The organism is Rhodopseudomonas parapalustris (assembly GCF_053772255.1).
The window spans coordinates 45887-68689 of record NZ_JAMKBZ010000013.1; the positions used below are offsets into that span (position 1 = coordinate 45887).

General features: G+C 64.8%; 25 protein-coding genes and 1 pseudogene. 16 read left to right on the top strand and 10 right to left on the bottom strand.

Features of this window, described 5'->3' with window-relative positions:
• Positions 1 to 2: 2 nt before the first annotated feature.
• Positions 3 to 1874, bottom strand: a complete 1872-nt coding sequence (locus tag M9H71_RS13275) for an extracellular solute-binding protein (RefSeq protein ID WP_455405450.1) — start codon at positions 1872 to 1874, stop codon at positions 3 to 5.
• Positions 1875 to 2090: 216 nt separating this feature from the next.
• On the opposite strand from M9H71_RS13275, the gene M9H71_RS13280 reads away from it, so the two are divergent.
• Positions 2091 to 2831 (top strand): invasion associated locus B family protein, encoded by a 741-nt coding sequence (locus M9H71_RS13280; RefSeq protein WP_455405451.1) that lies wholly within the window; start codon positions 2091 to 2093, stop codon positions 2829 to 2831.
• Between the two features lie 114 nt (positions 2832 to 2945).
• Here M9H71_RS13280 and hspQ read toward each other — a convergent pair whose 3' ends face one another.
• Positions 2946 to 3278 (bottom strand): heat shock protein HspQ, encoded by a 333-nt coding sequence (gene hspQ / locus M9H71_RS13285; protein WP_011158219.1) that lies wholly within the window; start codon positions 3276 to 3278, stop codon positions 2946 to 2948.
• Between the two features lie 123 nt (positions 3279 to 3401).
• On the opposite strand from hspQ, the gene M9H71_RS13290 reads away from it, so the two are divergent.
• A complete protein-coding gene (locus tag M9H71_RS13290) occupies positions 3402 to 4358 on the top strand; it encodes an AEC family transporter (RefSeq protein WP_455405452.1) in 957 nt (318 codons plus the stop codon).
• A 3-nt stretch (positions 4359 to 4361) separates the two neighbouring features.
• Here M9H71_RS13290 and M9H71_RS13295 read toward each other — a convergent pair whose 3' ends face one another.
• A complete protein-coding gene (locus M9H71_RS13295; RefSeq protein WP_455405453.1) occupies positions 4362 to 5558 on the bottom strand; it encodes a UbiH/UbiF family hydroxylase in 1197 nt (398 codons plus the stop codon).
• Between the two features lie 132 nt (positions 5559 to 5690).
• Between M9H71_RS13295 and pcsA the strand changes: the two genes are divergently transcribed.
• The 3 genes from pcsA (at position 5691) to M9H71_RS13310 (ending at position 8205) form a co-directional block, all read left to right on the top strand.
• A complete protein-coding gene (gene pcsA, locus M9H71_RS13300; protein ID WP_455405454.1) occupies positions 5691 to 6425 on the top strand; it encodes a phosphatidylcholine synthase in 735 nt (244 codons plus the stop codon).
• Positions 6422 to 7144, top strand: coding sequence for a TerC family protein (locus tag M9H71_RS13305; RefSeq protein WP_455405455.1), 723 nt, complete (start codon positions 6422 to 6424; stop codon positions 7142 to 7144). Before pcsA ends, M9H71_RS13305 begins: the two co-directional genes overlap by 4 nt.
• Positions 7145 to 7230: 86 nt before the next feature.
• Positions 7231 to 8205, top strand: a complete 975-nt coding sequence (locus M9H71_RS13310) for a quinone oxidoreductase family protein (RefSeq protein WP_455405456.1) — start codon at positions 7231 to 7233, stop codon at positions 8203 to 8205.
• Positions 8206 to 8362: 157 nt separating this feature from the next.
• Here the strand turns inward: M9H71_RS13310 and rimO are convergent, their stop codons facing one another.
• Entirely contained in the window at positions 8363 to 9688 is a 1326-nt protein-coding gene (gene rimO, locus M9H71_RS13315) for a 30S ribosomal protein S12 methylthiotransferase RimO (RefSeq protein WP_455405457.1), read from the bottom strand.
• Positions 9689 to 9946: 258 nt separating this feature from the next.
• Between rimO and M9H71_RS13320 the strand changes: the two genes are divergently transcribed.
• Positions 9947 to 10069: a hypothetical protein gene (locus M9H71_RS13320; protein WP_455405458.1), complete on the top strand. Its 123-nt coding sequence runs from the start codon at positions 9947 to 9949 to the stop codon at positions 10067 to 10069.
• A 10-nt stretch (positions 10070 to 10079) separates the two neighbouring features.
• Here M9H71_RS13320 and M9H71_RS13325 read toward each other — a convergent pair whose 3' ends face one another.
• Positions 10080 to 10994 (bottom strand): LysR substrate-binding domain-containing protein, encoded by a 915-nt coding sequence (locus tag M9H71_RS13325; RefSeq protein WP_455405459.1) that lies wholly within the window; start codon positions 10992 to 10994, stop codon positions 10080 to 10082.
• 103 nt (positions 10995 to 11097) lie between these two features.
• Here M9H71_RS13325 and M9H71_RS13330 point away from each other — a divergent pair, with 103 nt between their 5' ends.
• Genes M9H71_RS13330 through M9H71_RS13345 form a run of 4 tightly spaced genes read left to right on the top strand, consistent with a single transcriptional unit; the run spans position 11098 to position 14613 of the window.
• A complete protein-coding gene (locus M9H71_RS13330) occupies positions 11098 to 12054 on the top strand; it encodes an ABC transporter substrate-binding protein (RefSeq protein WP_455405460.1) in 957 nt (318 codons plus the stop codon).
• A gap of 7 nt (positions 12055 to 12061) precedes the next feature.
• A complete protein-coding gene (locus M9H71_RS13335) occupies positions 12062 to 12949 on the top strand; it encodes an ABC transporter permease (RefSeq protein WP_455405461.1) in 888 nt (295 codons plus the stop codon).
• Positions 12942 to 13760, top strand: a complete 819-nt coding sequence (locus M9H71_RS13340; protein WP_455405462.1) for an ABC transporter ATP-binding protein — start codon at positions 12942 to 12944, stop codon at positions 13758 to 13760. The genes M9H71_RS13335 and M9H71_RS13340 overlap by 8 nt, the downstream gene beginning before the upstream one ends.
• Before the next feature lies 1 nt (position 13761).
• Positions 13762 to 14613 (top strand): alpha/beta hydrolase, encoded by an 852-nt coding sequence (locus M9H71_RS13345; RefSeq protein ID WP_455405463.1) that lies wholly within the window; start codon positions 13762 to 13764, stop codon positions 14611 to 14613.
• A 20-nt stretch (positions 14614 to 14633) separates the two neighbouring features.
• Here M9H71_RS13345 and M9H71_RS13350 read toward each other — a convergent pair.
• The 3 genes and pseudogenes from M9H71_RS13350 to pxpB all read right to left on the bottom strand — a co-directional run.
• Positions 14634 to 15392 (bottom strand): annotated as a pseudogene (locus tag M9H71_RS13350) (LamB/YcsF family protein); the annotation flags it as partial.
• A 27-nt stretch (positions 15393 to 15419) separates the two neighbouring features.
• Positions 15420 to 16430 carry a 5-oxoprolinase subunit C family protein gene (locus tag M9H71_RS13355; protein WP_455405464.1) on the bottom strand — a complete coding sequence of 337 codons (1011 nt, stop codon included), beginning with the start codon at positions 16428 to 16430 and terminating at the stop codon, positions 15420 to 15422.
• Positions 16427 to 17155 carry a 5-oxoprolinase subunit PxpB gene (pxpB, locus tag M9H71_RS13360; RefSeq protein WP_455405465.1) on the bottom strand — a complete coding sequence of 243 codons (729 nt, stop codon included), beginning with the start codon at positions 17153 to 17155 and terminating at the stop codon, positions 16427 to 16429. The genes M9H71_RS13355 and pxpB overlap by 4 nt, the downstream gene beginning before the upstream one ends.
• Positions 17156 to 17376: 221 nt before the next feature.
• Between pxpB and M9H71_RS13365 the strand changes: the two genes are divergently transcribed.
• The 6 genes from M9H71_RS13365 to M9H71_RS13390 all read left to right on the top strand — a co-directional run bounded on the left by M9H71_RS13365 (position 17377) and on the right by M9H71_RS13390 (position 21130).
• Positions 17377 to 18090 (top strand): ribonuclease activity regulator RraA, encoded by a 714-nt coding sequence (locus tag M9H71_RS13365; protein ID WP_455405466.1) that lies wholly within the window; start codon positions 17377 to 17379, stop codon positions 18088 to 18090.
• Positions 18091 to 18101: 11 nt separating this feature from the next.
• The gene (locus tag M9H71_RS13370) at positions 18102 to 18509 is read left to right on the top strand and encodes a (R)-mandelonitrile lyase (RefSeq protein ID WP_455405467.1); all 408 of its coding nucleotides are present in this window, start codon (positions 18102 to 18104) and stop codon (positions 18507 to 18509) included.
• Between the two features lie 131 nt (positions 18510 to 18640).
• Positions 18641 to 19531 (top strand): 4-hydroxy-tetrahydrodipicolinate synthase, encoded by an 891-nt coding sequence (gene dapA, locus M9H71_RS13375; RefSeq protein WP_455405468.1) that lies wholly within the window; start codon positions 18641 to 18643, stop codon positions 19529 to 19531.
• A 9-nt stretch (positions 19532 to 19540) separates the two neighbouring features.
• The gene (gene mscL, locus M9H71_RS13380) at positions 19541 to 20020 is read left to right on the top strand and encodes a large conductance mechanosensitive channel protein MscL (RefSeq protein ID WP_455405469.1); all 480 of its coding nucleotides are present in this window, start codon (positions 19541 to 19543) and stop codon (positions 20018 to 20020) included.
• Between the two features lie 34 nt (positions 20021 to 20054).
• Positions 20055 to 20528: an SsrA-binding protein SmpB gene (gene smpB, locus M9H71_RS13385; RefSeq protein WP_164601410.1), complete on the top strand. Its 474-nt coding sequence runs from the start codon at positions 20055 to 20057 to the stop codon at positions 20526 to 20528.
• A gap of 23 nt (positions 20529 to 20551) precedes the next feature.
• Positions 20552 to 21130, top strand: a complete 579-nt coding sequence (locus M9H71_RS13390; RefSeq protein ID WP_455405470.1) for a peroxiredoxin — start codon at positions 20552 to 20554, stop codon at positions 21128 to 21130.
• A 104-nt stretch (positions 21131 to 21234) separates the two neighbouring features.
• Here M9H71_RS13390 and M9H71_RS13395 read toward each other — a convergent pair whose 3' ends face one another.
• Positions 21235 to 21909 carry a uracil-DNA glycosylase gene (locus tag M9H71_RS13395; RefSeq protein ID WP_455405471.1) on the bottom strand — a complete coding sequence of 225 codons (675 nt, stop codon included), beginning with the start codon at positions 21907 to 21909 and terminating at the stop codon, positions 21235 to 21237.
• 4 nt (positions 21910 to 21913) lie between these two features.
• Positions 21914 to 22555: a LabA-like NYN domain-containing protein gene (locus M9H71_RS13400; RefSeq protein ID WP_455405472.1), complete on the bottom strand. Its 642-nt coding sequence runs from the start codon at positions 22553 to 22555 to the stop codon at positions 21914 to 21916.
• Between the last annotated feature and the right edge of the window lie 248 nt (positions 22556 to 22803).

The window sequence follows — 22803 nt, forward strand, 5'->3', positions numbered from 1 at the left end:
GATCACCTCTGCGGCGGTTGCTGCGCTGGCCGGCACCACCAAGTTTCGGGAAGATAACCCGTCAAGGCAGTGTGCTTGGGACGTTCTATCCGATTCCAGCGCGCGATCCATTGCTCGCGGATGCTGTACACAGGGACCACGTAGAACCCCGAGATCAGGACGCGATCGAGCGCGCGGACTGCGTCGACGAAATCGGTCCGGCCGCGGGCGCGTAGCAGCGCGGCGATCATCGCGTCGATCGCCGGATCTTTGGCGCCCATGTAGTTGCGCGTGCCCGGCGTGTCGGCGGCGTCGCTGCCCCAGTAGAACGATTGTTCGTTGCCCGGCGACAGCGACTGGTCCCAGCGGTTCGGGATCATGTCGAAGTCGTAGGCGAGGCGGCGTTGATCGAACTGTACCGCGTCGACGGTGCGGACGGAAACGGAGATGCCGGCGCGCTTCAGATCGCGGGCAAACGCCAGCGCGATCCGCTCCTGTTCGCGCGTCGTCACCAATAGTTCGAAAGCCAGCGCCTGGCCGGTGCTGTGCTTGCGCAGCACGGTCCCGTCGAGCTGGTATCCGGCCTGTTCGAGCAGGCCCAGCGCGCGGCGAAGGCCGTTGCGATCGCGGCCCGAGCCGTTCGTCTCCGGCAGCCGGTAGGTGCCGTCGATGATGTCGGTGCGCAGGCGCGGCAGATACGGCTGCAACAGCCGGCGCTCGCCGTCATCGGCGGTCCGGCCATAGGCCGACAGTTCCGAGCCGCCGAAAAAGCCCCCGGCACGGGTGTAGAGGCCGAAGAAGTAATTGCGATTGATCCACTCGAAGTCGAACAGGTTCAAGATCGCTTCGCGCACCCGGATATCGGCGAACACCAGCCGGCGGGTGTTGAACACCAGCGTGTCGGTCGGCTCAGGCGTGCCCGGCTTGATGGCGTCCCGGATCACGTCGCCGCCCCGCGCGGCGGGAAAATCATAGCCCTCGCTCCAACGCAGCGGATCGGTCTCGACGCGGAAGTCGTAGAGGCCGCGCTTGAAAGCTTCGAACTGTGCATTGGACTCGCGGAAGTACTCGATCCGTACCTCGTCGAAATTCCATAGACCGCGGTTGATCGGCAGGTCGCGACCCCAATAGTTCGGATCGCGGGTGAGGGTGACGCTGGTGCCGGCCTGGACGCTGGTGACGCGGTAGGGGCCGGAACCGAGCGGGGGCTTCAGCGAGGTTTCCTCGAAGCTGTCGGGATCGACCGCGTGGCGCGGCAGCACTGGCATCAGGCCGAGGATCAGCGGCAGCTCGCGATCCGGCACACCGCCGAAGTCGAAGCGGACGGTGAGGGGATCGAGTGCCTCCGCACGGGCGACCTTGCCGTAATACAGCCGGTGGTTCGGCCGTCCCTTGTCGCGCAACAGCCGCCAGGAGAACAGCACGTCCTCGGCCGTCACCGGTTTGCCGTCGGAGAACCTGGCGCGTGGATCGATCCGGAAGGTGACGTAGCTGCGGAGATCGTCGGTCTCGACCGAGCGCGCGAGCAGTCCGTACAGTGTAAACGGTTCGTCGTGGCCCCGCGCGAGCAGGCTCTCGATCACATAGCCGCGCATCTGCTGCACTGCGATGCCCTTGACGATCAGCGGATTGAGGCTGTCGAAGGCGCCGACCACGCTGGCCACCATTCGGCCGCCCTTGGGTGCTGCGGGGTTCACATAGGGCATCGCGGTGAAGTCCGGCGGCTGCGCCGGCTTGCCGTGCATCGCGATGGCATGGCTGACGATTCCGGGACCGGAGGACGGCTCGGCGCCAGCCGCCGTCACGCCAGAGACACATCCTGAGCCGATCGCCAGCACGATCGCGAATGCACTGATCCAGCGGATGGGGCGTTGATTTGATTCGGCGCGTCTCACGCCGCGATTTTTACCACATTGACGCGGCGAAACCGGCGCCTGAGGATTGTTGCCATTGATCTTTTCATTCGCCAATGTATTGAAGGCGGGCAGTCGATGTTGCCTACCGGCTCGTCACGTAACCGCCTCAATTGGCACCGAGACAGCGGCCAACGGCCGAATGTCACTCCCGCGTCGCGGTTGGGGTGCGCGACCGTTTCAGAAAGGGTTTTCCGAATGAAGTCTTGCAACTTGGTCGCGTCGGCCGGGCTGCGCGGGCGGGCCTTCGCCCTGCTGGCAGCGACCGCGTTCGCCGCGCTGACCGTCGCCCCTGTCGCGCAGGCTCAGCAGCCGGCCAAGGGATCCCCGAAAGCGGCTCAGAAGAACGCTCCGGCCCCGGCGCAGCAGGCGCCCGCGCAGGCCGAGCAGCAGCAGGTCCAGCTTATCTACGCGCCCTGGACCAAGTTCTGTCTCAAGGGCCAGGACGCCAACGCCAAGCAGGTGTGCTTCACCGGCAAGGACGGGCGCATCGAATCCGGTCAGCCGGTAATCGCCGCGGTGATCATCGAGCCGGAAGGCGAGCCGAAGAAGATCCTGCGCGTCACGCTGCCGCTCGGCATGCAGCTCGTGCACGGCACGCGCATCATCGTCGACAGCAATGCACCGCTGCAGAGCCCTTACGTCATCTGCTTCGCCAACGGCTGCATGTCGGACTACGAAGCCACGCCGGAGTTGATCAATCAGCTCAAGAAGGGCCAGAACCTGATCGTGCAGGCGATCAACTCCAACGGCGCGCCGCTGACGCTGCCGCTGCCGCTGGCCGAATTCGCCAAGGCCTATGACGGTCCGCCGACCGATCCGAAGCAGTTCGAAGAGACCCAGAAGAAGCTGCAGGAAGAGCTCCAGAAGCGCGCCGAAGAGCAGCGCAAGAAGCTGGAAGCTCAGGCTCCGGCGGGCGCCAACCCGGCCGCCAAGTAACACGCGACTGCTGTCGCGAAACGAAAAGGGCGCCCCCGGTGGGCGCCCTTTGCGTTGTGAGGTGATCGACCGACGTCGCGCGGGAGGATCGTTGCGCCGCGCCGGCGGCGGCAGCTAATTCAGCGACGGATTGCGCGGACGGTAGCCGCCGGACTTGTCCTTGATGAAGATCTCGGCCACCTGGGAATGCCGGATCGGTTCGCCGGAATCGTCGGGCAGCAGATTCTGCTCCGACACGTAGGCGACGTATTCCGACTCCGCGTTCTCCGCCAGCAAGTGATAGAATGGCTGGTCCTTGCTCGGCCGCACCTCTTCGGGGATCGCCAGCCACCATTCTTCGGTGTTGGCGAATTCCGGATCGATGTCGAACACCACCCCGCGGAACGAGAAGATCCGGTGGCGGACGATCTGGCCGATCTGAAATTTTGCGGTTCGCGTTTTGATCATCGGAGTCGGATAGACCAGCTTGGCGGCGGACGCTAGTGGTAAACCGGAGACTCTGCTCCGCGGTGGCCGACCCGGGGTTTCCCTGATACCGCACGGTTCCACGCTCCGCCTGCCGCAGCCCGCATGATCGACATTCTCAATCTCGCCTTGCCGTATTTTGGTCTGATCTTCGTCGGCTTCGCCTGCGGACGCTGGAAGAAGCTGCCTGAGGCCGGCTTGGTCTGGATGAATTTCTTCCTGGTCTTCGTGTCGCTGCCGGCCCTGTTCTTCCGGATCATGTCGAAGACGCCGTTCGAGGAGCTCAACAACCTGCCGTTCGTGCTGGCGACCACGCTGGCGACCGCGATCGCATTCTTCTTGTCCGGGCTGATCGGGCGGGCGATCGGCAAGCTGTCGATGCGCGAGGCGACGATGGCGGCGCTGTCGGGCGGTTACGGCAATATCGGCTACATGGGTCCGGGACTGGCGCTGGCGGTGCTCGGCACCCAGGCGGCGGCGCCGACCGCGCTGATCTTCTGCTTCGACACTATCTTCCTGTTCTCGATCGTGCCGCTCGGGATGGCGCTGACTGCCGCCGACAAGCGGCCGTTGATCCCGACCATCCTGGCGGTGCTGCGAGAGATCCTGCTGCATCCGCTGATCGTCGCCGCCTATTGCGGAGCGGCGGCGGCGGCATTCCATGTCGAACTGCCGGTGGCGGTCGACAAGATGCTGCTGTTTCTGCAGAACGCCGCGGCACCCGTGGCGCTGTTCACGCTCGGCGTCACCGTGGCGCTGCGGCCGTTCGGCCGGGTGCCGTGGGAGATTCCGAGCCTGGTGGCGGTCAAGCTGTTGCTGCACCCGGTGATCGTGTTCGGCCTGGTGCTGGCGTTCGGGCCGTTCTCGCCGGTATGGGCGGCGACCGCGGTGCTGATGGCGTCACTGCCGCCGGCGCTGAACGTGTTCGTGATTGCCCGGCAGTACAACACCTGGGTCGAGCCGGCGTCGGTCGCGGTGCTGATCGGCACGTTCGTGTCGGTGGTGACGCTCACCACCGTGATGTGGCTGATCAGAACCGGCCAGATCCCGTTTCCCGGGTAGGCGTCAGATCGAGCGCCAGAACGGCGATAGCCCTTCGCGCATCGCGAACCGCCGCAGCGGGCCGACCGAACCGAGCAGGTGCATTCCGGCCGCGCGCAGCATCTGAGCCGGCAGCAAGCCGCTGAGCAGGGTGCGGTTAGCGATGTCGATCGCTGCGGTCCGAGTGGCGATATCAGGGCCGCGGCTGCGGCCGTAGCGGGCCAGGACCGCGTCCGAGCCGATGTCGGCGCCGGTCTCGATCGATTCACGGACGATCTCGGCGAGATCGCCGGCATCCCGCAGGCCCATATTCAGACCCTGCGCTCCGATCGGTGGCACGACATGGGCGGCCTCGCCGACGAGCGCGATGCGATGCTGCGCGTAAGCCGCAGGCTTCTCGATCGCCAGGGGAAACAGGTTACGGCCGGGCTCGATCGTCATCTTGCCATAGACCGACTGCGACTGCCTCTCCGCCGCCGCCGACAATTCGTCGTCGGACAGGGTCATCAGGCGCTGTGCCTCCTTCGGCGACGCTACCCAGACGATGCTCATCCGCTTGCCGGGCAGCGGCACGAACACGCACGGCCCTTCTTTAGTGTGAAATTCAGTCGAGACGTTGTCGTGGGAGCGGGTGGTCTTGACGTTGAAGGTGAGTGCGGACTGGTGCAGCGCTCGGCTGCTCACCTTGATGCCGGCAGCCTCGCGACACTGCGACTGCCGTCCATCGGCCCCGACGACCAGCGTCGCCGACAACGTCGCGCCGCTGCGTAGCCGCACGATGGCTTCCTCGTCGCCCGGGACGACGCTGTCGGCTTCGTCGTCGAAACGTTCGAGGTTCGACAGTTCGGCTGCGCGCTCTTCCAGCGCGATCAGCAGCGCGCGGTTCTCGATATTGTAACCGAACGCATCCATGCCGATCTCGTCGGACGCGAACTTGACCTCAGGCGCGCGGATCAGCCGTCGGGTATCGTCGACCAGCCGCATCGCCCGCAGCGCCGCGGCTTTCCCCGAGCACCGCCGCCAGACATCGAGCCGGTCGAGGATATCGATCGAATCGCCGAGCAGGGCCGTGGTCCGGTTGTCGCCATAGGGCACTCGCCGAGCGACCAGGGCGGTGATCGCGCCGCTGTCGGCAAGCGCGATGGCGGCGGTGAGGCCGGCGGGGCCGCCGCCGACCACGATGGCGTCATAGCTGTTAGGCTCGAGCAGGCTCTGGGTCATGCCGGGACAATTGCGCCGGCCCGCGGCGATTTCAAGTCCGCCGCGAAACATTAACGTTCTGGGGCCTTTGCGCGACCGAACGCCGCAACTGATTGTGCAGATCGGCGTCCGACCTGATATGCACGACGTTCGATGACACCGCAGGACCCTTCGCAACCGCCGCCCGGATCGGGCTCACGCCGCGCCGCTGCGCTCGGCGTGCACCTGTTCACGGCTGCCGGGGCTGCGATCGCGCTGCTCGCTCTGCTCGAAGCGGTCCGCCAGCATTGGGCCGGAATGTTCGCCTGGCTCGGGCTCGCGCTGCTGGTCGATGCGATCGACGGCCCGCTGGCGCGGCGCCTGGACGTCGCGCGGCTGCAGCCGCAATGGTCGGGCGACGTGCTCGATCTGGTGGTCGACTTCCTCACCTACGTGTTCGTGCCGGCCTATGCGATCACCGCCAGTGGCCTGCTATTGCCGATTGCAGCCCCGCTGCTCGGCGTCGGCATCGTGATCAGTTCGGCGATGTACTTCGCCGATCGCCGGATGAAGACCGAGGACAATCACTTCCGCGGCTTTCCGGCGCTTTGGAACGCCGCAGCGTTCTATTTGTTTCTGCTGCACCCGCCGGCGCTCGCCGGCAGTCTCGGGATTGCCGCCTTGATCGTGCTCACCTTCGTGCCGTTTCGCGTCGTGCATCCGGTGCGCGTGGCGCGGCTGCGCGCGCTGACGCTGTCGCTGATCGCGCTGTGGGCGGTGCTGGCTGCATATGCGATCGTCCGCGACTTCGAGGTCGCGCTCCCGGTGACGATCGTTCTGTGCGCGATCGCGCTGTACGTTTGTTTCGCCGATAGTGTCATCCGCTTATTCAAACGAGCCCCCCGATGATTGAATTGTTGTACAGTCCCGAAGCCTGGGCCGCGCTGCTCACCCTGACGGCGCTCGAAATCGTGCTCGGCATCGACAACGTCATCTTCCTGTCTGTGCTGGTGTCTCGGATTCCCGAGCCGCGGGCGACGCGCGCGCGGCAGATCGGCCTGGGATTGGCGCTGCTGTTCCGCCTCCTGCTGCTCAGCGTGCTGGTATGGCTGATCGGTCTGACCACGCCGGTGTTCAGCGTCGCCGACAAGGCGTTCTCCTGGCGTGACATCATCCTGATCCTGGGCGGGCTGTTTCTGATCGCCAAAGCCACGCACGAGATTCACGCCGAGGTCGAAGCCAAGCACGACGGGACCGGGCCTTCGGCCGCCGATCGTGCCTTCTTTTGGGTGATCTTGCAGATCGTGGTTGTCGACCTGGTGTTCTCGATCGACTCGATCATCACCGCGATCGGCATGGCGCAGGACATCGAGATCATGGTTGCGGCAGTCCTGATCGCGATGGCGGTGATGTATGTGTCGTCCGGTCCTGTGTCGCGATTCGTCACCGAACATCCGACCACCAAGATGTTGGCGCTGGCGTTCCTAGTGCTGATCGGCGTGGCGCTGGTGGCGGACGGCTTCGCCTTCCACATCCCGCGGGGCTACATTTACTTCGCCATCCTGTTTTCGGCAGCGGTCGAGTTCTTCAACGTGCTTGCCAAGCGTAACCGTGCCCAGCCGCGCTGACCCTGTGTGGCGCCGCATCGGCGCCGGTTGACAACACAGAGGCGATGGCTTTCGGTGACGCTCACACGAGACCCAAGGGGACGATGATGACGAAGGCGGTGCGGGTGCATCAGGTGGGCGGACCGGAGGTCCTGACCTATGAGGACGTCGAGCTGCCGCCGCCCGGCGATGGTGAGGTCCGGATCCGCCAGCACGCGGTCGGTCTCAACTTCATCGACGTGTATTTCCGCACCGGCCTGTACAAGGCGCCGTCGCTGCCGTTCGTGATCGGCAACGAGGGCGCGGGCGAGGTGGTGTCGGTCGGCCCCCACGTCACCAATTTTCACCCCGGTGATCGCGTCGCGTATTATTCGAACCTCGGCGGCTATGCAACCGAGCGCAACATCGAAGCCGCCAAGCTGGTGAAGCTGCCGGACCACATCACCTACGAGCAGGGCGCGGTGCTGATGCTCAAGGGCCTGACGGTGTGGTACCTGCTGCACAAGACGTTCAAGGTCGAGCCTGGCCATCGCGTGCTGATCCACGCTGCTGCCGGCGGCATCGGCCTGCTAGCGTGCCAATGGGCGCGGGCGCTCGGCGCGCATGTGATCGGCACCGTCGGCTCCAAGGCGAAGGCCGATCTCGCGCTCGCCAATGGGTGCGACCACGTCATTCTCTACAACGAGGAGGATTGGGTGGCGCGGGTCAAGCAGATCAGCCGTAACGAATTGTGCGACGTGGTCTATGACGGCGTCGGCAAGGCGACGTTCCCGGGTTCGCTGAAGTGCATCAAGCCGCGCGGGCTCTTCGTATCGTTCGGCAACGCGTCGGGTCCGGTGCCGCCGTTCGCGCTCGCTGAACTCAACAATCACGGTTCGCTGTTCGCCACTCGGCCGAAGCTCAACGACTACATCAGCACCCGCAAGGAGCTGATCGAAGGCGCCGACACGCTGTTCTCGGCGGTGATCGAGGGGCATCTGCACGTTCCGATCAACCACGCCTACGCGTTGAAGGACGCCGCGAAAGCGCATATCGATCTGGAAGGGCGCGTCACGACCGGGGCGTCGATTTTGAAGCCATAAGGTCGCACAACATTACCCCACAACGAGCCGTCACCCTCCGCGAAAGCGGAGGGTCCAGTATTCCAGAGCGCTGGTGTAAAGTAATCAGCTCTCTGGAATACTGGGTCGCCCGGACAAGCCGGGCGATGACCCGGGTGTGTGTAGCAGCTGTTGCTGCTTAGAACCCCGCCACCGTCCCGTGTAGATCATACGCGTCGGCGCGGTCGATCTTGGCGGTGACGATTTCGCCGACGCGCAAGGGGCGGCGGCTCGACAGATAGACGGCGCCGTCGATCTCCGGCGCATCGGCCTTGGAGCGGCCTTTGGCGACGGTTGGGCCGATCTCGTCGATAATGACCTGCTGACGGGTGCCCACCTTGCGCTTCAGTCGGCGCGCAGAGATCGCCTGCTGCCGCGCCATCAGCCTGTTCCAGCGCTCCTGCTTGACCTCGTCCGCGATCTGATCGGGCAGGGCATTGGACGGTGCGCCGGCGACCGGCTCGTATTTGAACGCGCCGAGACGATCGATTTCTGCTTCGTCGAGCCAGTCGAGCAGGAACTCGAAATCGCGCTCGGTCTCGCCGGGGAAGCCCACAATGAAGGTCGAGCGCAGCGCCAGATCCGGGCACTGCTCGCGCCAGTGCTTGATCCGGTCGAGCGTCTTGTCCTGAGCGGCCGGGCGCTTCATCAGTTTCAGCACGTCGGGGCTGGCGTGCTGGAACGGGATGTCGAGATAGGGCAGCACCTTGCCGTCCGCCATCAAGCCGATCACTTCGTCGACGTGCGGGTACGGATAGACGTAGTGCAGCCTCACCCATGCGCCCAGTTCGCCGAGCTCGCTGGCCAGGTCGAGGAATTTGGCGCGGACGGTGCGATCCTTCCACTGGCTCTCCGCGTACTTCACATCGACGCCGTAGGCAGAAGTATCCTGCGAGATCACCAGCAGCTCTTTGACGCCGGCGGCGACCAGTTTCTCCGCTTCGCGGAGGACGTCGGCGGCCGTGCGTGATGCCAGGTCGCCCCGCAGTTTCGGGATGATGCAGAAGCTGCAGCGGTTGTTGCAGCCTTCGGAGATTTTCAAGTAAGCGTAATGTCGGGGCGTCAGCCGGATGCCCTGCGGCGGCACCAGATCGAGATGCGGGTTGTGCAGCGCCGGCCGGGCGCGATGCACGGCGTCGAGCACGCTCTCGTATTGCTGTGGGCCGGTGATCGACAGCACGCCGGGATAGGCGGCTTCGATCTGCTCCGGCTCGGCGCCCATGCAGCCGGTGACGATCACCTTGCCATTGCTCGCCATCGCTTCGCCGATCGCAGCCAGCGATTCCTGCTTGGCACTGTCGAGGAAGCCGCAGGTGTTGACGATGACGAGGTCGGCGCCGTCGTGCTTGCGCGCCAGTTCGTAACCCTCGGCCCGCAGCCGGGTGATGATGCGCTCAGAATCGACCAGGGCCTTGGGGCAACCCAGCGAGACAAAACTGATTTTGGGCGCGGCGGCCTGCTGCATGGCTCGAAACTGCCTGATTGGAATGCTGCAGGAGCTAAACCGGATCGGCGATGCTGGCAAGGCGGGCAGGGTCTTAGCTTCGAGAATAGCTGCCCTCCATCCGGTTCCGGAAGAGAGGTTTTTTCCAGGTTCCGGGACCCGAACGGCGGATGCGTTGTTATTTCGCTGGCCGCCTTGCCACCCGAGGCGTTCGGGCTTTTCTTGGCTCGTCAGGAACCGGGAGACAGACCAATGCGACGGCACAGCCCATCAGCGACGATGATCCGACGCGATCGAATCTGGCCGTCCTTCCTGGCTAATGTGCATCTGGTGATGTTCGGAGCGGCGTTCGGCCTGATTGCCGCGATCGTGGTCGCCGCCCCGCAGTTGCGGTTGCCGTGACGGCGCTTCGCTAATCGTGCGAGCCGCTGCCGGCTTGGGTGCGGACCACCCTTGAGGTCGGCGCCAGTGCCGAATTGGCGAAATGGCGGACGATGACGCTGGCGAGCGCCTCGGCCACGGGACTGGCGCTCCGCGCTGAACGATACAGCACGAGATCGACCTTCGGCAGTCCTGGAAACGTGTCGCCGCGGCCAAGGACGCGCATCCCCGGCAGCACGGAGCTTTTTCCAACGACACTCACCGCAATGCCGGCGAAGACGGCGGCTTGAATTCCGCTGATGCTCTCGCTGATGCAGCTCAGCCGCCAGGTTCGGCCGATGCTCTCAAGGGCCATCAGCCCATAGTCGCGAAAGATGTTTCCCGGCGGCAGCATCGCCAACGGCACCGGGTTTTCAAGGTGGATCGAACCGCGCTCCGACGTCACCCAGACCAGATCCTCCTGGGCCACCAGCTCTCCGACCTTGAACGCCGGCATGCCGGTGACGATCGCCAGGTCGATCTCGGCGCGCTCGACGGAGGCCATCAGCTTGCTCGACAGCGCGCATTTCAATTCGACGTCGACGTTGGGATAGGCGCTCCGGAAATCAGAGAGAATTCCAGGTAGTAGATAGGCCGCGTAGAGGTCGGGCATGCCCAGGACCACGGAGCCGTCGAGTTTTGGCGCAGCGAGGCGTGCGCGCAGTTCGTCCTGCAGCCCCATGATGGTGCGGGCATAGCCGAGCACCAGCTCGCCATGATTGGTCAGCACCAGTTTGCGCCCGACCTTGGTGAACAGCGGGGCGCCGGTCGCCTCCTCGAGGCGGTTGAGCTGCAGGCTGACGGCAGGTTGGGTTCGGCCCAGCCGGCGTGACGTCTCGGAGAAACTGCCGGTCTGAACCAGGACGATGAAGGTTTGCAGGAGGCGGAGGTCGAGCGGTGCGAGCATGGTTCTATTTAGCGCGCTTATAAAATCGATATAAACAATAAATTTCGCAAGTTATTGCGTCGCAACTACAGTGGATCTCGCCGGGATCATCAGCGAGGAAGCCATGCACAGAACCACCAGACGACACTTCATCCGCCTCGCGATCGCCGCGACCGCGCTCGTTTCGACCGCGCTGACCGCGTCTGCGGAGGAGCGCGTCATCAAGGTCGGGACGCTGAAGCTCATTCACGGCATCACCCCGTATTTCTACGAGAAGTTCGCGCCGGCCGGATACAAGTTCGTGGTGGTTCCGTTCGAGAGCCCGACCGACGGCAAGAACGCCGTGGTTACCGGCTCGGTCGATTTCGGCATCTTCGGCCTTGCGGCCGCAACGCTGGGTGGCGCCAACGGCGAGCCCGTCGTGGTGATCGGCGCGGCTTGCAACCGTGGCATGGCGGTGGTGGCCGGCAAGGACTCCGGCATCAACAGCATCAAGGACCTGAAGGGCAAGCGGGTGGCGATCTGGCCGGGATCGACCCAGGAAGTGGTGATCCTCGATCGGCTCGCCGCCGAAGGCATGACCGTCAAGGACATCCAATCGGTCCGCGTGTCGTTCAGCGACATGGCGCCGGCGCTCGCCCGCGGCGACATCGACGCCTATGTCGGCGCCGAGCCGGCGGCCGGCATCAGCCTCGCCAGCGGCGTCGGCAAGATCGTCGAATATCCGTACTCCACCCCGACCGGCTCGCTGAACATGGTGCTGACCACCCGCCGCGAACTGATCGAGAAGGACCCGGAGCTGGTCCGCACTTTGCTCAAGGTGCATCGCAAGGCGAGCGAATACGCGATGAGCAATCGCGATGCCTTCGTCGAGATGGCGATGCAGAAACTCGGGCAGCAGAAGCTGTCGATCGAGAAGGCCGCTCCCAATGTCGAGCTGACCTGGAATATCGACGACAAGTTTCTGAAGCAGGCGAACTACTACGGCACGCAGATGCTGGAAAAGAAGCAGATCCGGCAGTTGCCCGACTACAAGTCGTTCATCGATCCGAGCTTCGTCAAGGCCATCTCCGGATCGTGAGGGGCCGATGAGCTACGAGAGCACCGTTGCCGGCCCGGCCGTGACTGCACCGCCCGCCAAGAAGCCTGCTGCCGCGCTCGCGCGCGGCAGCGCCCATCGCGCGAACGGACTCTGGCCGCGTCTGCGCACGATCGCGCTCGCGCTGGTGGTGCCGGTCAGCCTGCTGGTTCTATGGGACCTGATGGTCCGCTGGACCGGAACACGTCTGATCCCGTCGCCATTCGGTGTGGCGGTGATGATGTGGGATTTCGCGTTCGGCGGGATCTACGACGACGCCTACAGCGGCAGCCTCCCGATCCACTTCTGGAAGTCCGTGCAGCGGGTCTATGGCGGGTTCTTCCTTGCTGCGCTGCTCGGAATCCCGCTCGGCCTGATGCTCGGCCGGATTCCGCTGCTGCGGGCGATGCTCGATCCGATGCTGTCGCTGCTGCGGCCGATCCCGGTGACGGCCTGGCTGCCGCTGTCGATGATCTTCTTCGGGCTGGGACCGAAATCGGCGGTGTTTCTGGTGTTCCTCGGCGCGTTCTATCCGATCCTGCTCAACACCGTGTTCGGCGTGAAGTCGGTCGATGCGAGGTTGTTCGAGGCGGCCGGCATGCTCGGCTGCAGCGGGCCGCAACTGTTTCGAGCGGTGGTGCTGCCGGCGGCACTGCCGAGCATCTTCAACGGCCTCCGGCTCGGCGCGTCGTTCGCCTGGATCTTGATCGTCGTCGGCGAGATGACCGGCGTGCCCGAAGGGCTCGGCGCGGTGATCATGGACGGACGCACGCTGTCGCGCACCGACCTCGTCATCACCGGAATGATCATCATCGGTATCACTGGTTTCCTGTCCGATCGAATCCTGGTGATGCTCAGCAACTACTTCCTGCGTTGGAGTCCGCAGCACCATGCTTGATGCAACGACCAATCGCGATGCGCCGCCGGTCATCCTCGAGGTGAGCGGTCTCAACAAAGTCTATCAGGCCTCGAACGGCCCGGTCGAAGCGCTGCGCAGCGTCGATCTGACCGTGCGCAAGGGCGAGTTCATCTGCCTGCTCGGCGCGTCCGGCTGCGGCAAGTCGACGTTGCTGCGGATCATCGCCGGGTTCGAGGAGGCGACACAGGGTTCGGTTGCGGTCTACGGCTGCGAGGTGAGGGGACCTGGCCCCGACCGCGGCATGGTGTTTCAGGACTACGCGCTGTTTCCCTGGCTGACTGTGCGGCAGAACATCGGGTTCGGCCCAAGCAATCGCCGCGTCGCGTCGCAGGAAGTGGAGAAGCTGACCGACAGATTCATGGCGATGGTCGGCCTGACCGCGTTTGCCGACCGTTATCCGCACCAGCTCTCCGGCGGCATGAAGCAGCGGGTGGCAATCGCGCGGGTTCTCGCCAACGACGCCGACATCCTGTTGATGGACGAACCGTTCGGCGCGCTCGATGCGCTGACTCGCGCAGCGCTGCAGGAAGAACTGATCGAGATCTGGCGCACCACCAAACTGACGGTGATCTTCGTCACCCATTCGGTGGAGGAAGCTGTCCTGCTCGCCGATCGCGTCGTGGTGATGAGTTCGTCACCGGGCCGGATCGATCAAGACGTCGAGATCGAGCTGCCGCGGCCGCGCGACGTGGCGTCGGTCGAGTTCAACAGGCTTCGGCGCAGCATCACGCAGCAACTGACCAGCCATGTCGGCGCAGGCCGCAAGGTTGCAGCGACGGCGGATTCCTGAAGTGGACCTGTCAGCCCCTGATGCCTCGCGAACGATCTATCGCGGGATGGATCGCGCGGCGCTCGATGCCGCCTACAACAACAGCGCGGCAGTGGTCGACAGCCCGCAATGGCTGGAGCGCTGGCGCGAGCGCAGCGCCGTCCGCCGCGCCGGTCCAGGGGTGCGGCTCGATATCCCGTATGCGGATCGCGAGCGAACTTCGCTCGACTATTTTGCCTCGGGCGAAACGGGCGCACCGCTGCTCGTGTTTCTGCACGGCGGCTATTGGCAGCGCAATTCGAAGGAGATGTTCTCCTTCGTTGCCGATGGCGCCAACGCGCACGGCATCGATGTCGCCGTGGTCGGCTACACGCTGGCGCCCGCGGCGCGGCTGTCGAACATCGTCGCCGAGGTCGATCTGGCGCTCGACGTGCTCGCTGCCGACACCGAGCGCTTCGGCTTCGACCGGCGCAGGCTGGTGGTCAGCGGCTGGTCCGCGGGCGGGCATCTGGCGTCGGTGGCCAGTGCGCATTCCGCAGTCCGAGGCGCGGTGTGCATCAGCGGCATCTTCGATCTCGAGCCGATTGCGCTCTGCTATCTCGACGAGGCGCTAGGCCTCGACCGGCAGGAGATCGAGATCTTGAGCCCGATCCGGCGCACCCGTCTTGGCACGGCGCCACAGTCGCTGGTGGTCGGCGGCGACGAATTGCCGGAATTGCAGCGGCAGTCGCTGGATTATTCCAACGTCGCCGCGCGGGCAGGATTGCCCATCACTCTGAGAATCCTGCCGCGGCATCACCACTTCTCTATTCTGGATGAATGGAGCGGCGATGGCGCACTGACGGCGGAGTTGTTGGCGCTGGCCGGGGCGTAGCGCCGGCCGCAGGCGTCAGGTCCCGCAAAGGGCGCGACGGCGATGCCGCTGGCTTCCAGCTTGCGGCGGACGCCGCGCGCGATCTCGACCGCGCCTTTGGTATCGCCATGGATGCACACCGTGTCGGTCCGCATCTTGATCACCTTGCCGGTGACCGAGACGACGGCGCCGTCCTGCGCCATTCGCAGCACGCGTTCGGCAATTTCATCGGGGTCGTGCAGCACCGCGCCGGGCTTCTTGCGCGACACCAGATTGCCGTCGTCCTCGTAGGCCCGATCGGCGAACACTTCGTGCGCCAGCGGCAGGCCGGCGGCTTCGCCCGCCAGCATGAGTTTGGAGTTTGCCAGCACGACGAACACCAGTGACCGATCGACGGCCTTGATCGCCGACGCGATGGCGCGCGCGGTCATGTCGTCTTCGCAGGCGACGTTGGACAGCGCGCCGTGTGCCTTGACGTGGGTCACCTTGTGGCCGGCCAGCGCCGCGACCGCCTGCAGCGCACCGATCTGATAGGCGACGAGGTTTTCGATCTCGGCCGAAGTGATCCCCGGCACCGGCCGGCGGCCGAAGCCGTGCAGGTCGCGGAAGCCCGGATGCGCGCCGATCGCGACGCCGTTCTGCTTCGCCAGTTTGACGGTCGCGTGCATGATATCCGGATCGCCGGCGTGAAAGCCGCAGGCGATGTTGACGCTGGTGGCGATCTGCATCATCGCCGCATCGTCACCCATCTGCCAGACGCCAAAGCCTTCGCCGAGGTCGCAGTTCAGATCGATCTTCATCTCGCTTAGTCCCGTAGTCTGATTCGATTACTCCGCCGTCAGCGCGTCGATCGCGGTGCCGGCGACGTTGGCGGAGAGCAGCGCGTCGAGGTCGATGGCGGCATGCTGCGCCTCGCGCAGCAGGTCGGGCAGGGAGCGGATCAGCTTGGCCATCGCGCGATAAGCAGCTTGTGCGTCTTCGACGCTTACCGCCTGAAAGCGGAAGGGGCGCCCGGGTTGCCGCTGCGCTAACCGGCCGAGATCGGCTGAGATCACGGTGGCGATCTTCGGATAGCCGCCGCTGGTGCCGCGATCGGGCATCAGCACGATCGGCTGGCCAGAGCCGGGCACCTGAATGCTGCCATCGACGGTGCCGTCGGAGACGATGTTGTGGCCGTGCAGATGCGGGATCTGCGGCCCCTCGAGCCGATAACCCATCCGGTCGCTGGTCGCCGAGATGGTCCATTCGCCGGAAAGGAAGGTTTCCACCGCACTGCCGAACTCATCGTCCTGCGGACCGAGGACGACGCGGATCGGCGCATCGAGCTGCTCGGGCAGATCGAGGCGGCGTTCGACCGCCGGCGTCGCCGATTTGACCGCGATGGTGTCGCCGGCCTGCAGCGTTCGTGGATAAGGGCTGCCGAGCCCTGCGCGCGCGTTGACTGCGAGGCTGCCGAACATCGGCTCGCCGCTGACGCCGCCTTCGATGGCCAGATAGCTGAACACGCCGCCGCGCGCCACGCCGAGCGTGAGGACCTGGCCTTCGCTGAGGACGAATGATTCGTTGAATGCGAGCGGCGCTCCATCCAGCGCTGCAGGCCGTTCGGCTCCCGTCAGCGCCAGCCGCACCGCGCCGTCGCGGACGCTGAGTTTCGCGCCCAGTGGCCCGACTTCGATCGCTGCCGCGAACGGATCGTTGCCGACCAGCACATTGGATGCTGCGAGCGAGAGCCGGTCCATTGCGCCGCTCGGCGTCAAACCGTAGCGCTGCGCACCATGCCGCCCTGCATCCTGCACGGAGGTGGCCGGGCCTATGCTGTCGATCACCAGTATCGTCATGCGCTCAACAATTCCGCGACGACGTGTCCCCGGGACGCGGCGTCGTCTCGCTCGGCAAATTCTCTCTCGTCGATCCTCGCGAAGCTGATCGTATCGCCCGGTTCGAGCAGAAAGATCGGCTCGCGATGCAACTGATAGGTCCGCACCGGTGTGCGGCCGAGCAGGTGCCAACCGCTCGGTCCGGGCAAACACTGGATCCCGGTCTGGATGCCGCCCACCGAGATCGTGCCGGCCGGCGTGTGCAGCCGTGGCGCTTGCCGCCGTGGCATCGCCAGCGCTGGATCGAGGCCGGAGAGATACGACCAACCGGGCGTGAAGCCGATCATCGCGACACGGTAGTTGCCCGCGGCGTGGCGGGCGACCAGCGCATCGGGAGTCATGTTCAAAGTCTGCGCGGCATCTTCCAGATCGATGCCGTGTTCGCCGCCGTAGCACACCGGAATCCGCCAATGTCTCTTGGCGGCATTCTCGCTGTCGTCGGCCGACTGTGCGAGCGTCGCGAGGTGTTCGGACAGCGCTGCGAAGCCGATGGTTTCGGGATCGTAGTGCACCAGCAGTGAACGATAGGTTGGGACGGTCTCGACGATGCCGGAAATCGGCGTCTGCGTCAGCTTGCGGTCGAGCGCGAGCACGCGCCGGTTGGACTCGTCGCTGATATCGCGGCCGAACTCGACGGTGATCGCGGTATCACCACTCGGCAGCATCCTGGGAGGTAGGGTGGTCATGTAACGACGATCTCACAAAGCTCCAGGCAGCGATAGCGCGTTTTCGGCGCGGGTGAAAATCACTTCGAAACGAGCGTGAGCGTCGATAAACCGGCGCCCTCGGGGGTGATAAAATGCAATGATCGCCATGCGCCAAGCCATCCTGCTGATCGCAGGGTTGCGTCTTGACGCGGCAGGCGCGGCCCGCAAGATGCGCCCACACTCACTGGAGCTCTCTCTTCATGTCACTGACCCCGGAAGCCATCGACATCCTGTCGCGCGTTTCGACCGCGACCATCACCACGGTGCTGCTGAAGAAGGGGCTCCGCAACGTCTGGATCCGCGGCGCGCGGCCGCTGCGCCCCGGTGCGACGCGGTTGGTCGGTGAGGCGTTCACGCTGCGCTTCGTGCCGGCGCGCGAGGATCTGGCAACGCCCGAGTCCTGGGCCTCGCCGATCTCGACTCGTGCGGCAATCGAGGCGATGCCGGAAGGCTGCATCGCCGTGGTCGACGCCATGGGCATCAAGGACGCCGGCATCTTCGGTGACATCCTGTGCGCGCGGATGGTCAAACGCGGGATCACTGCGCTGATCACCGACGGCGTGGTCCGTGACCTCGAGGGCGTGCTCGGCACCGGCCTGCCGGTGTGGTGCGACGGCGCGGCTGCGCCGCCGTCGGTGGCCGGTCTGACCTTCGTCGGCTGGGACCAGCCGATCGGTTGCGGCGGCGTCGCGGTGTTCCCGAAGGACATCATCGTCGCCGACCAGGACGGCGCCGTGTTGATCCCGCAGGCGCTGCTCGACCATGTGCTTGCCGAGGGGCCGGAGCAGGAGCGGATGGAGGGCTGGATCGTCGAGGAGGTGAACAACGGTGCCGTGCTGCCCGGGCTGTATCCGATGAACGCCGAAACCAAAGCGCGGTACGCTGCGTTCAAGCAGAAGGCCGATAAAGCGTAAGGAGCCTGTCGATGGATATCTTCGCGGCCGGCTCGCGCCCCACCCAGCGGGCGCCGAAGGACTATTTCACTGGGACCGTGTGGCAGGACCCGATCGTTGCCGCACCGGCGCCAGCGCGGCTGGCCGCAACCCGGGTGGCGTTCGAGCCCGGGGCACGGACCGCCTGGCACACCCATCCGCTCGGGCAGACGTTGTATGTCGTGACCGGTGTGGGACGGATTCAGACCGAAGGCGGTCCGGTGCGGGAGATCCGAGCCGGTGACGTGGTTTGGATTCCGCCGGGCGAGAAGCACTGGCACGGCGCGTCGCCGAGCAATGGCATGACCCATATTGCGATGCAGGAAGCGCTCGACGGCAGTTTTGCGACCTGGATGGAGCTGGTCACGGACGCGGAATACGCCGTCGCGCCCACTGCCTGACGCGGACGGCCCCGAGCAATCCGAAATCTCAAAACCGCCGGTTTCTCAGCCGATGGGACCCTTTCCCGTCCGGAAGGGACTCGATATGAAGGGCGCTTCGTTGCAAGGTGGCGGGCGTTGAGGAGAACATGATGGCAGCCAAGACGAAATTTCGGGGGTCGTACACCGCCTTGGTCACGCCGTTCAAAAATGGCGCGCTCGACGAGCAGGCGTTCCGCAACCTGGTGAACTGGCAGATCGAGCAGGGCACCCACGGACTGGTGCCGGTCGGAACCACCGGCGAGAGCCCGACCTTGAGCCACGAAGAACACCACAAGGTGGTCGATTGGTGCATCGAGGAAGCGAAAGGCCGCGTGCCGGTGATCGCTGGCGCCGGTTCGAACTCGACTCGCGAAGCCGTCGAACTCGCCCGCCACGCCGAGAAAGCCGGTGCCGATGCCGTCCTGGTGGTGACGCCGTATTACAACAAGCCGACTCAGGAAGGCATGTACCAGCACTTCAAGGCGGTGAACGATGCGATCGGGATTCCGATCATCATCTACAACATTCCGCCGCGCTCGGTCGTCGACATGTCGATCGATACCATGAGCCGACTGTACGAGCTGGACAACATCGTCGGGGTGAAGGACGCGACCGCCAATCTCGGCCGGGTGTCGCAGCAGCGCCATGCGATGGGCCCGGATTTCATCCAGCTTTCAGGCGAGGACATGACCGCGCTGGCCTATATGGCGGCGGGCGGCCACGGCTGCATCTCGGTGGTGTCGAACATCGCGCCGAAGCTGTGCTCGGACCTGATGGGAGCGGTGTTCGCTGGCGACTATCCCGGCGCGCTCAAGATTCAGGACCGTCTGGTGCCGCTCCACGACGCGGTGTTCAAGGAGCCGGGCGTGGCCGGCGCCAAGCACGGACTGACCCTGCTCGGGCGCATTCAGGAGGAAGTCCGGCTGCCGCTGATGACGGTGACTGAACCGACCGGCAAAGCGATCCGTGCTGCGATGGTGCACGCGGGGGTGATCAACTGACAGGGGCGCATGAGCAGCATCGAGTCCGTCCGTAACCTCGAGCAGAAAGGCTCGAGGCTCCTGAAGGAGTTTCGCGATTTCGCGATGAAGGGCAACGTCGTCGACCTCGCGGTCGGCGTCATCATCGGTGCAGCGTTCGGCGGCATCGTCACATCGCTGGTCGGCGATGTGATCATGCCGATCATCGGTGCGTTGACCGGCGGATTGGATTTCTCGAACTATTTCACGCCGCTGTCGAAAACCATCACGGCCAATACCCTGGCCGAGGCCAAGAAGCAGGGCGCGGTGCTCGCCTGGGGCAACTTCCTCACGGTGACGCTGAACTTCCTGATCATCGCGGCGGTGCTGTTCGCGGTGATCCGCTCGCTGAACAGGCTGAAGCAGAAGGCGGAGGAAGCCAAACCGCCGCCGCCGACCCCGACCCGGCAGGAAGAGCTTCTGACCGAGATCAGGGATTTGTTGAAGAAGGGCGCCGGCCCGTCGGCTTAGACCACAACGGCGTCGCGTCACAGGAGCCGCCGACATGGCCGACAAGAACGAACGCCCGATCAAGGTCGTGGCGGAGAATCGCAAGGCGCGCTTCAACTACGCGATCGACGACACCATCGAGGCCGGCATCGCGTTGACCGGCACCGAGGTCAAGTCGATCCGCAACGGCAAGACCACGATCGCAGAGTCGTATGCGGACGCGCGCGGCAGCGAGATCTGGCTGATCAACGCCAATATTCCGGAATATCTGCAGGCCAACCGCTTCAATCACGAGCCAAAGCGACCGCGCAAACTGCTGCTCCACCGCAAGCAGATCAACAAGCTGATCGGTGCCGTCGAGCGCGAAGGCATGACGCTGATTCCGCTCAAGCTGTATTTCAACGAGCGCGGTCGGGCCAAGCTGCAGCTCGCGCTCGCCAAGGGCAAGAAGCTGCACGACAAGCGTGAGACGGAAAAGAAGCGCGACTGGAATCGCGAGAAGGGCCGTCTGCTGCGCGCGCGCGGCTGAGCGGCAGTCGACCGGAGGATCGGATGGCGAACCAGCCCAACATCATGGATGTCGATTGGAGCGCGATTCCGGCGCCGGCGGACGACGGCGGAGCCGCACATCTGCCCGGCTCAGCGCTTCCTCCAGCGGTGCTGCCGGCCACCGATGGCGGCCGTGTCACTCTGGCCGCGCTGACGGGACGCACCGTGGTGTTCGCCTATCCGCGGACCGGAGAGCCCGGCAAGATCGCGCCGGTCGACGACTGGGACATGATCCCTGGCGCGCGCGGCTGCACGCCGCAGACGTGTGCGTTTCGAGACCTGTTTGCCGAACTGAAGGCCGCTGGAGCCGATCATGTGTTCGGTTTGTCGACGCAGTCCACCGCGTATCAGGCAGAGATGGCGAGCCGGCTGCACCTGCCTTTCGCGGTGCTCTCAGATGAGGCTCTCGAACTGACCCGCGCTATGAACCTGCCGACGATGCCGATCGCAGGGATGACGTTGATCAAGCGAATGGCGCTGGTCATCGATGACGGTCGTATCAGCCACGTCTTCTATCCGGTATTCCCGCCGGATCGGAACGCCGGTGATGTGCTGGAATGGCTGAAGGCGAATCGACGCTGAGCGCAGATCCATCCCCGTCATTGCGTGCAGCATGGCGACGACCTGCGCGTCACATAGGGTCCAGGAGCGCTTCGCGCGCAGTGACGAAGTCCTGGCCGTTCTAACTACGCGTCCAGATCCGCCCGCACCCGTGAGAACACGTTGTGGAACATCTGCGGCGTCAACACGCCTGTGTTCGTGTTGTAGCGCGAGCAGTGGTAGCTGTCGTAGAGGCGCAAGCTGCCGCTCTCGTGAACGGCGCCATGGCCGAACGGGGCCTGCGCGGCACGGAGGCCGAGCGCCTTCAACACCGAGTCGTGAGCGATCCGTCCGAGCAGCACCACGGCGCGCAGCTTCGGCATCGCCTCGATCGTCGCGATCAGAAAACGGCGGCAAGTGTTGATTTCGAGCGGCAGCGGTTTGTTCTGGGGCGGTACGCAGCGCACCGCGTTGCTGATCCGGCAATCGATCAGTTGCAGGCCGTCGTCGGGCCGCGCTTGGTAATGGCCGCTGGCGAATCCGTAGGCGATGAGGGTGCTGTAGAGCAGGTCGCCCGCGTAATCGCCCGTGAACGGCCGTCCGGTGCGGTTTGCGCCTTGCAGGCCGGGCGCGAGGCCGACGATCAGCAACGACGCGTCGGCGCCGCCGAACGACGGCACGGGCGCGTTGAACCATCCCGGTTCTCGCGCACGGGCTTCGCCGCGGAATTCGGCGAGACGCGGGCAGAGCGGGCAGTCGCGGCCTGGGTCGGTGAGGGAGGTCGGGACGCGGGGCAACGCGCCCCGCGTCGTCGTCGCCATGGGATCAGTCTTCGAAGTCGTCGGCCCCGGCTCGCGTCGCCAAGGCGGCGGAACGCTGCAGGAACTGCGGTGCATGATGGCGGGGCTCGCGCGGTTCCCGCGGCGGCGGACGATCGGCCGGGTCGCGGCCGATCTTCGATTGCAGCTCGACCAGGTCGGTGAAGATATCGGCCTGCCGGCGTAGTTCGTCGGCGATCATCGGCGGCTGGCTGGAGATCGTCGAGATCACAGTGACGCGGACGCCGCGACGCTGGACCGCTTCCACCAGCGAGCGGAAGTCGCCGTCGCCCGAGAACAGCACCATCTGGTCGATGTGTTCGGCCAGTTCCATGGCATCGACCGCGAGTTCAATGTCCATGTTGCCCTTGACCTTGCGGCGGCCGGAGGCGTCGATGAACTCTTTGGTCGCCTTGGTGACGACGGTGTAGCCGTTGTAATCCAGCCAGTCGATCAGCGGGCGGATCGACGAGTATTCCTGATCCTCGATGATCGCGGTGTAGTAAAAGGCGCGGATCAAATTGCCGCGGCTTTGAAATTCCTTCAGCAGCCGCTTGTAGTCGATGTCGAAGCCGAGGGTCTTTGCGGTTGCGTAAAGGTTGGCACCGTCGATGAACAGCGCAATCTTGTTACTGGAGGAAGTGGACATCAAGATCTCTCATGTGTCTGTTGTCAGCTTCTTGGCGCAACGGAAAGAGCTGCGCAGCTTAAGTTATTTTTTGCACGAATAGCCGTCGCGCTGGGCAACCGGCATCACTTCAACCGCACGAAGCATCGGCCGGTATTCTATACTTTTCTTTCTGAAAAGAAGCCATTTGTTGTCGGACTCGTGTTCGTCCGAGCAGGGCGACGATCGGCCCTCACGGATGGTTCGGTGCATTATCAGAGTGGCTGCGT

Excerpts from the sequence above, each read along its gene's own strand:
- dapA (WP_455405468.1), top strand. The coding sequence starts at position 18,641 with ATGGCAGCCAAGACGAAATTTCGGGGGTCGTACACCGCCTTGGTCACG.
- M9H71_RS13390 (WP_455405470.1), top strand. The coding sequence starts at position 20,552 with ATGGCGAACCAGCCCAACATCATGGATGTCGATTGGAGCGCGATTCCG.
- M9H71_RS13280 (WP_455405451.1), top strand. The coding sequence starts at position 2,091 with ATGAAGTCTTGCAACTTGGTCGCGTCGGCCGGGCTGCGCGGGCGGGCC.
- hspQ (WP_011158219.1), bottom strand. The coding sequence starts at position 3,278 with ATGATCAAAACGCGAACCGCAAAATTTCAGATCGGCCAGATCGTCCGC.
- M9H71_RS13370 (WP_455405467.1), top strand. The coding sequence starts at position 18,102 with ATGGATATCTTCGCGGCCGGCTCGCGCCCCACCCAGCGGGCGCCGAAG.
- M9H71_RS13365 (WP_455405466.1), top strand. The coding sequence starts at position 17,377 with ATGTCACTGACCCCGGAAGCCATCGACATCCTGTCGCGCGTTTCGACC.
- M9H71_RS13335 (WP_455405461.1), top strand. The coding sequence starts at position 12,062 with ATGAGCTACGAGAGCACCGTTGCCGGCCCGGCCGTGACTGCACCGCCC.
- M9H71_RS13310 (WP_455405456.1), top strand. The coding sequence starts at position 7,231 with ATGACGAAGGCGGTGCGGGTGCATCAGGTGGGCGGACCGGAGGTCCTG.
- M9H71_RS13320 (WP_455405458.1), top strand. The coding sequence starts at position 9,947 with ATGATCCGACGCGATCGAATCTGGCCGTCCTTCCTGGCTAATGTGCAT.
- M9H71_RS13290 (WP_455405452.1), top strand. The coding sequence starts at position 3,402 with ATGATCGACATTCTCAATCTCGCCTTGCCGTATTTTGGTCTGATCTTC.
- M9H71_RS13355 (WP_455405464.1), bottom strand. The coding sequence starts at position 16,430 with ATGACGATACTGGTGATCGACAGCATAGGCCCGGCCACCTCCGTGCAG.
- M9H71_RS13305 (WP_455405455.1), top strand. The coding sequence starts at position 6,422 with ATGATTGAATTGTTGTACAGTCCCGAAGCCTGGGCCGCGCTGCTCACC.
- rimO (WP_455405457.1), bottom strand. The coding sequence starts at position 9,688 with ATGCAGCAGGCCGCCGCGCCCAAAATCAGTTTTGTCTCGCTGGGTTGC.
- M9H71_RS13330 (WP_455405460.1), top strand. The coding sequence starts at position 11,098 with ATGCACAGAACCACCAGACGACACTTCATCCGCCTCGCGATCGCCGCG.
- M9H71_RS13395 (WP_455405471.1), bottom strand. The coding sequence starts at position 21,909 with ATGGCGACGACGACGCGGGGCGCGTTGCCCCGCGTCCCGACCTCCCTC.
- M9H71_RS13340 (WP_455405462.1), top strand. The coding sequence starts at position 12,942 with ATGCTTGATGCAACGACCAATCGCGATGCGCCGCCGGTCATCCTCGAG.
- smpB (WP_164601410.1), top strand. The coding sequence starts at position 20,055 with ATGGCCGACAAGAACGAACGCCCGATCAAGGTCGTGGCGGAGAATCGC.
- M9H71_RS13295 (WP_455405453.1), bottom strand. The coding sequence starts at position 5,558 with ATGACCCAGAGCCTGCTCGAGCCTAACAGCTATGACGCCATCGTGGTC.
- M9H71_RS13325 (WP_455405459.1), bottom strand. The coding sequence starts at position 10,994 with ATGCTCGCACCGCTCGACCTCCGCCTCCTGCAAACCTTCATCGTCCTG.
- mscL (WP_455405469.1), top strand. The coding sequence starts at position 19,541 with ATGAGCAGCATCGAGTCCGTCCGTAACCTCGAGCAGAAAGGCTCGAGG.
- M9H71_RS13400 (WP_455405472.1), bottom strand. The coding sequence starts at position 22,555 with ATGTCCACTTCCTCCAGTAACAAGATTGCGCTGTTCATCGACGGTGCC.
- pcsA (WP_455405454.1), top strand. The coding sequence starts at position 5,691 with ATGACACCGCAGGACCCTTCGCAACCGCCGCCCGGATCGGGCTCACGC.
- pxpB (WP_455405465.1), bottom strand. The coding sequence starts at position 17,155 with ATGACCACCCTACCTCCCAGGATGCTGCCGAGTGGTGATACCGCGATC.